This is a genomic window from Pseudoalteromonas sp. Ld20 (assembly GCF_045064175.1).
Lineage (GTDB): Bacteria > Pseudomonadota > Gammaproteobacteria > Enterobacterales > Alteromonadaceae > Pseudoalteromonas > Pseudoalteromonas neustonica.
The window spans coordinates 251,363-257,845 of record NZ_JBISHB010000033.1; the positions used below are offsets into that span (position 1 = coordinate 251,363).

Annotated in this window: 7 protein-coding genes; 5 read left to right on the plus strand and 2 right to left on the minus strand. The window is 39.3% G+C overall.

Annotated features, from left to right (window positions below; all coding sequences use genetic code 11):
• Positions 1 to 128: 128 nt before the first annotated feature.
• Positions 129 to 1,601 (minus strand): ketol-acid reductoisomerase, encoded by a 1,473-nt coding sequence (gene ilvC / locus ACJJVX_RS09780; protein ID WP_405631247.1) that lies wholly within the window; start codon positions 1,599 to 1,601, stop codon positions 129 to 131.
• Positions 1,602 to 1,760: 159 nt separating this feature from the next.
• On the opposite strand from ilvC, the gene ilvY reads away from it, so the two are divergent.
• From ilvY to ACJJVX_RS09805, 5 genes are all read left to right on the plus strand, one after another.
• Positions 1,761 to 2,663, plus strand: a complete 903-nt coding sequence (gene ilvY, locus ACJJVX_RS09785; RefSeq protein WP_054203260.1) for an HTH-type transcriptional activator IlvY — start codon at positions 1,761 to 1,763, stop codon at positions 2,661 to 2,663.
• 129 nt (positions 2,664 to 2,792) lie between these two features.
• Positions 2,793 to 3,647, plus strand: coding sequence for a MipA/OmpV family protein (locus ACJJVX_RS09790; RefSeq protein ID WP_082378987.1), 855 nt, complete (start codon positions 2,793 to 2,795; stop codon positions 3,645 to 3,647).
• 1 nt (position 3,648) lies between these two features.
• Positions 3,649 to 4,035 (plus strand): DUF3019 domain-containing protein, encoded by a 387-nt coding sequence (locus ACJJVX_RS09795; RefSeq protein ID WP_054203259.1) that lies wholly within the window; start codon positions 3,649 to 3,651, stop codon positions 4,033 to 4,035.
• Between the two features lie 14 nt (positions 4,036 to 4,049).
• Entirely contained in the window at positions 4,050 to 4,742 is a 693-nt protein-coding gene (locus ACJJVX_RS09800) for a response regulator (RefSeq protein WP_054203258.1), read from the plus strand.
• A gap of 6 nt (positions 4,743 to 4,748) precedes the next feature.
• Positions 4,749 to 5,996, plus strand: coding sequence for an ATP-binding protein (locus tag ACJJVX_RS09805; protein WP_054203257.1), 1,248 nt, complete (start codon positions 4,749 to 4,751; stop codon positions 5,994 to 5,996).
• Positions 5,997 to 6,168: 172 nt separating this feature from the next.
• Here ACJJVX_RS09805 and ACJJVX_RS09810 read toward each other — a convergent pair.
• Positions 6,169 to 6,483: integrase core domain-containing protein (locus tag ACJJVX_RS09810; RefSeq protein WP_405631250.1), on the minus strand; the 315-nt coding region annotated here is incomplete at its 5' end.

The window sequence follows — 6,483 nt, forward strand, 5'->3', positions numbered from 1 at the left end:
GATCATGGCTAATAGTTGCTTTAAATGAAATAAGTAGTGGTGGGGAAGTGTTTTTTATAAAGGAAAAAGCCCACAAACATAAGTATGTGGGCTTGGTTTCTAACAAGCGAAACGTTTATTGTCCAGGGTTAAACAATTTTTTTCATTGCTGACATGTAGCCACGTAATCGTGTGCCAACAATCTCAACAGGGTGCTCACGCAATGTTTTATTTATTTCAATCAGTGTTTGGTTATCAACATGGTTACTTTGCTCACCTAAACCTTTACCAATAACATCAGTGTTGATATTTTTCATAAAGTTTTGAAGTAGTGGCAAACACGCATGGTTATATAAATAACAACCGTATTCAGCTGTATCAGAAATAGTGCGATTCATTTCAAATAACTTTTTACGTGCAATAGTATTTGCGATTAATGGCGTCTCATGTAATGACTCATAGTACGCTGATTCTGCAATGATGCCCGCTGCAGTCATGGTTTCAAATGCAAGTTCAACACCCGCTTTAACCATCGCAACCATTAAGATACCGTTATCGAAAAACTCTTGCTCAGTGATTTCAACATCACCGGCAGGGGTTTTTTCAAAATTAGTTTCGGCGGTTTCTGCGCGCCATTTTAGTAGATTAGCGTCATCATTAGTCCAATCTTCCATCATCACGCGTGAAAAAGTACCGTCGATGATATCGTCTTGGTGTTTATTATAAAGCGGGCGCATAATGACTTTTAGCTCTTCACTCAATTCAAACGCTTTTACTTTTGCTGGGTTTGATAGACGGTCAAGCATGTTAGTAACGCCGCCGTATTTGAGTGCCTCGGTTACGACTTCCCAGCCGTATTGGATAAGTTTAGATGCGTAACCCGGCTCAATATCGTTTTCAATCATTTTATTAAAACATAAGATTGAACCCGTTTGTAGCATGCCGCATAGGATCGTTTGCTCACCCATTAAGTCTGATTTTACTTCAGCGATAAATGATGATTTTAAAACGCCTGCACGATGGCCACCAGTACCCGCAGCATAAGCTTTAGCTTGTGCTAAACCATGACCTTGAGGGTCATTTTCAGGGTGTACAGCAATCAATGTTGGGACACCAAAACCACGTTTATACTCTTCACGTACTTCAGAACCAGGGCATTTAGGTGCAACCATAATAACGGTAATGTCGTCACGTACTTGCATGCCTTCTTCAACAATATTGAAACCATGTGAGTAAGCAAGGGTTGAGCCTTGTTTCATCATTGGCATGATAGCGCTAACTACAGCTGTATGCTGCTTATCTGGTGTTAAGTTTAAAACAACGTCAGCGGTTGGGATTAGCTCTTCGTAAGTGCCAACAGTAAAGCCGTTTTCAGATGCGTTTAAAAATGATTGGCGACGTTCGCTAATTGCTGAATCACGTAATGTGTATGATACATCTAATCCAGAATCACGTAAGTTAAGGCCTTGGTTTAAGCCTTGAGCACCACAACCAACAATTACTAGCTTTTTACCTTTAAGTGCATTAACACCGTCGACAAATTCAGCTGGATCCATAAATTCGCATTGTGCAAGCTGAGCTAGCTGCTCACGTAAAGGAAGAGTATTAAAATAATTCGCCATTGTTAGTATCCTATATTCATATTTGTTAGATGCAGGCGTTTATTGCCGTGCTTAAAACCACCATAATGAAACATTCACCTTGCGTAAAATGATATATTTGAATTAAAGTATTTCAAAAAGTGAAACGTTAAATGTGTACATCACTTATATGGAGAGAATATGGATCATAAACGGTTACATTACTTTTTAGCGCTTGCTAAAACCTTGCACTTTGCACGCGCTAGTGAGTTATGCCATATCAGTGCGCCTACATTAAGTCGTAATATTAAACAGTTAGAGGATGAAGTTGGGGTTGAGCTATTTATACGTGATAATCGCAGTGTTAAATTAACACGTGAAGGGGAGTCATTTATTGATTACGCAAATGCGACCTTAGCAAACTGGCAACGCTTTCGAACGAATGTACGAAATCCAGAGCAGACCATCTACGGTAAAGTCAGCATCTATTGCTCAGTAACTGCGTCGTATAGCTTTTTACACCAAATATTAGAGCAGTTACGGTTACAGCATCAACATATTGAAATAAAGTTAAACACGGGCGATCCTGCCGTTGCTATTAACCGAGTGTTAGATGGACAAGAGGCGATGGCTATTGCTGCTAAACCCGATAAATTGCCACCGCAAATAGCGTTTGCAAGTATAGGTTACTCATCTTTGGTTTTTATTGCCCCGCGCATTCCATCTTTGATTACCCAAAAGTTGGCTTTGTCTAGCGATAAAATAGCGTGGTCTGAATTAGAATTTATTGTTCCTGAGCAGGGTTTTACTCGCCAAAGGCTTGAGCAATGGTGGCGTAAACATGGTATTAATGCAAAGATTTATGCTCAGGTCGCGGGGCATGAGGCTATGGTATCAATGGTTAGTTTAGGACTTGGTATTGCGATGGTGCCAAAAATTGTATTGGATAACAGCCCGTTAAAAGACCGTGTACAGGTGATCAGTGATCAAAACGAAGCGCCAGCAGGGTTTGAGATTGGTTTAGCTGTATTACGAAAAGGGTTATCAGATGCTGCATTAAATGCACTGTGGGAGATTGCTCAAACTCTTGAAAATGTGAATTAGCTCGCTTGTTTCTACCCAGAATAAGTCCATATGTATCAAAAATGTGAATGATTGTAATCAGCTAGGGATTAGTTTTTAATACCTTGCTATTATGGCCAGAATAAAGCATTTTTTGGCTTATAAACTGACATGAAGCTGATAGTTAAAACTTTTGCGTTAATATGTATCTATTGCCAACTTTCAGTAGCATCAGCGACTGAACAGCAGAGCGGGTATGATAAAAATATTGTAACGCAGCAATGGCATATTAGCCTTAACACAGGGTTAGGGGTTATCACTAATCCATTGCACGGCGGTGATAATTTACCTGTAGTATTAATCCCAGAAGTTGCCTTTTACGGTGAAAAATTCTTTTTCGATAATGGCAGATTAGGTTACACCCTTGAGGAAAACTCTCGGCATATTTTTAATTTAATAACAGAGCTTAACCCCGAAACACGTTTTTTTGTGAAATGGCACCCTACCAATGTCTTTGCATTAGCCTCAAAAAACTCAGTTGTATTTGAACAAAACCAATTAGAAAATCAGCAACCACGAGTGAAAATTACAGATCTTGATAAACGCAAGTGGGCGTTAGATGCAGGCTTGAGTTATCACTATGTTAAAGATAAGCATGTTTTTTCACTACAGGTATTAACTGATATCACGGGGGTTTATGATGGAAATAGAGCCGCAGTTCAGTGGCAAATGCATGAGACTATCGGCCGTTTAAAGCTAAAGCCGAGTTTAGGCGTTTGGTATAAATCAGCAAGCTTAAATACGTACTTTTATGGTGTAAGTGAACAAGAGCATAACTCAGCTGCGATAGAGGTAGGTCGTAGTTGGCAACCTTATGCTAAAATTGATGGCCGTTGGCCTTTAGGCAATAATAATTCATTGCGCTTTCATGTTGCGTATTATGATTATTCGGCTCTACATGAGAGTCCATTGTTTGAAAAAAAATATTCCATTACCGCCTTTATAGGATTTAATCATATTTTTTAATATGAAGTATTTTTCGTTTTCTTTGTACATCGTGATTTTTGCATTATGGTCTGAGTTAGCTTTTGCAAAACAAGACATTTTAACATTGTCACCAAAAGTCTGTGTGGTTTCCGAACAACAAGAATATTGCGATCTTGAGCTTAAGCTAACGCTAAATATGCCAAAGAAAATGGATGTATGTTTATATCAAGAAAGTAGTAAATTGCAATGTTGGCAACAAGTTAAAATAGCTAAATTAGATCATAAAGCCCGTGTTCAGGTAGCAACTATATACTCTTTGATCGACCCTCATACGGATGAACTATTAGCTACAGCACGTATCGAAGTACAGAGCACTCGTGCTAAAACCACTCGACGTAGATTACGTTCCCCGTGGAGTTTTTTTTAATTCTGGAGCTGCAAATGGCAAAGATTTTACTTGTTGAAGATGACTTAGGTTTACAACAATTAACACGAGATTATCTGGAAAATAATGGCCTTGAAGTTGCGGTACTCGATCGTGGCGATGAAGTATTTAGTTTTCTTGAGAATAACCCGATAGACTTAATTATTTTGGATGTGATGCTGCCAGGTAAAGATGGCTTTAGTGTTTGCCGTCAAGTACGTGATAAATTTAGTTTACCGATTTTGATGTTGACCGCAAAGGGTGAAGATTTCGATCAAGTATTAGGTTTAGAACTCGGAGCGGATGACTATGTAATCAAACCTGCAGAGCCTAGAGTATTACTTGCGCGTATAAATGCGTTATTGCGCCGTGGCCAGGCCGTAGTTAAAGCCCCTGAAGAGCTACAATTTGGTGATTTAAGCATAGATAAAACTAGTCGTATTGTACGTTTAAAGAATAATGAAATCACACTTACTTCACATGAATTTGAGCTACTTTGGCTATTAGCCTCTAATGCTGGAGAAGTGCTTAGTCGTGAACATGTACATCAGCATATGATTGGTCGTCAGTATGACGGATTAGATCGTACAGTTGACGTAAGAGTGTCACGTATCCGTAAAAAATTAGGCGACAACAGTGATAAACCATACCGTATTAAAACCGTATGGGGACAAGGCTACCTATTCGTTTCAGATGCGTGGGGGATGTAACCGTTAATGGGGAAGCTATTTGTAAGTTTATATGCGTATATAATAGTTTCCTTATTTTTAGTGAGTGGGGTGATAGAGCAATTATGGCCTTATGAAGAAACACAGCAACAAGTGTCTCTTGATAAAGAGTTTGGCGAGTCACTTTGGTTATTAACTCAGACTACAGAAGGCATTACCAATTTAGCGTCACGTTTTAATACCCACATCGTCGATAAAAAAGATTTAATGCTTCCCAAACCACAAGCTATTGAGCTTGCGCAGCACCACCATATTTATTTATTCGATGAAGAGCAGCGCGCAGTGTGGTACATAGAGCTCGAAAATGAGCAGTTACTGCAAGTTGGGCCTATTAGTGTATCCGCACCTGCTTTTTCATCAGTATGGCCTTACCTATTATTATTGTGCGTTGTAGGGATCCCCGTTGGGCTATGGAGTTTTTTATTATGGCGAGACTTTGCTAAATTACGGATGGCATGTGAGGCGGTCGGCGGGTCACAAGATTTTGAATTGAATGCAACGTCCAAATCATTTTTTTTGCCAATTACAGATACTTTACGTGCTATGCAACAACGCATTCAACACCTGTTGGCGGCTCAACAAGAACTTACTTCCTCAGTATCTCATGAGTTTAGAACGCCATTAGCACGTTTGAAATTTGCCTTAGCAATGCTCGAAGATAAAGTGACTGATGAAAAAGCATTTGATTACATTGATACAATGCAGCTCGATATCTTAGAGTTAGAGTCATTAGTGAAAGAAATGCTCGATTATGCGCGTCTAGATACTCAACAGCCAAATATAAGCGTTCAACAATGCGACCTAGTCCAGCTAATAAATAGTGTTGTTACCAAACTTGATTTTGCCACAAATATTAAAGTTGACGTACAGCTACCAACGACATGCACTTATGGTTGTGATAGTCATTTTATTGCACGCACTGTCCAAAACTTAATAGGTAATGCTTTAAAACACGGACAGTCTCAAGTACTGGTTCGCTTAGTTGAAGAGACTGAATTCGTTATTTTAAGCGTTGAAGATGATGGTGCTGGAATTGAGCAAGCGCAGTGGGAAACGGTATTTAAACCATTTACACGATTAGATAAAAGTCGGGATAAAAAAACAGGGGGATTTGGATTGGGTCTCGCTATTGTCGCTAAGATAGTTTCATGGCATCAAGGGAGATATGAAATATCACACTCCTCATTAGGCGGTGCTAAATTGACGATTTACCTACCTAGACGTGCAACAAATTGAACATCACTGATTTAAGTTAGAGATTTACTAATCGGCTGATTTAAGAATATATAAATTCATTTAACTCCTCAGCCTGAGTTTTTCAGGAGTAATAGCTTAGTTTTCGCCTCAAGAGCCGTTACAAAGAGAGTTATTATCGGTGTTTGTCAAACTAGTTGTCGCGATCACTACGTTATGCACTCTCCACGTTGACGATTTCACGTTCGGGGTTTAGGTGCACTTTTTCTGGTAAATCCCAGTTGCGGATGTCACCACTCCAGCGCTCAGGCGTTTGCTCCTTAGCACGTTGATACACTTCTTTTCTCTTTGCCAACACTTCACTTGCCACCCCAGAATGTCTTTGGTGAGGGGTTATATATTTAATACCGCTATGTTTGTGGTTAAAATTATACCAGTGGCTAAATTTCAACACCCAACTACGTGCTTCATCTATTGTTGAAAACCCTTTATACGGATAGTCAGGACGATATTTACACGTTTTAAATAT

What these genes read in the sequence shown, in the direction of transcription:
- ilvC (WP_405631247.1), bottom strand. Translation starts at nt 1,601, where the DNA reads ATGGCGAATTATTTTAATACTCTTCCTTTACGTGAGCAGCTAGCTCAG.
- ilvY (WP_054203260.1), top strand. Translation starts at nt 1,761, where the DNA reads ATGGATCATAAACGGTTACATTACTTTTTAGCGCTTGCTAAAACCTTG.
- ACJJVX_RS09790 (WP_082378987.1), top strand. Translation starts at nt 2,793, where the DNA reads ATGAAGCTGATAGTTAAAACTTTTGCGTTAATATGTATCTATTGCCAA.
- ACJJVX_RS09795 (WP_054203259.1), top strand. Translation starts at nt 3,649, where the DNA reads ATGAAGTATTTTTCGTTTTCTTTGTACATCGTGATTTTTGCATTATGG.
- ACJJVX_RS09800 (WP_054203258.1), top strand. Translation starts at nt 4,050, where the DNA reads ATGGCAAAGATTTTACTTGTTGAAGATGACTTAGGTTTACAACAATTA.
- ACJJVX_RS09805 (WP_054203257.1), top strand. Translation starts at nt 4,749, where the DNA reads ATGGGGAAGCTATTTGTAAGTTTATATGCGTATATAATAGTTTCCTTA.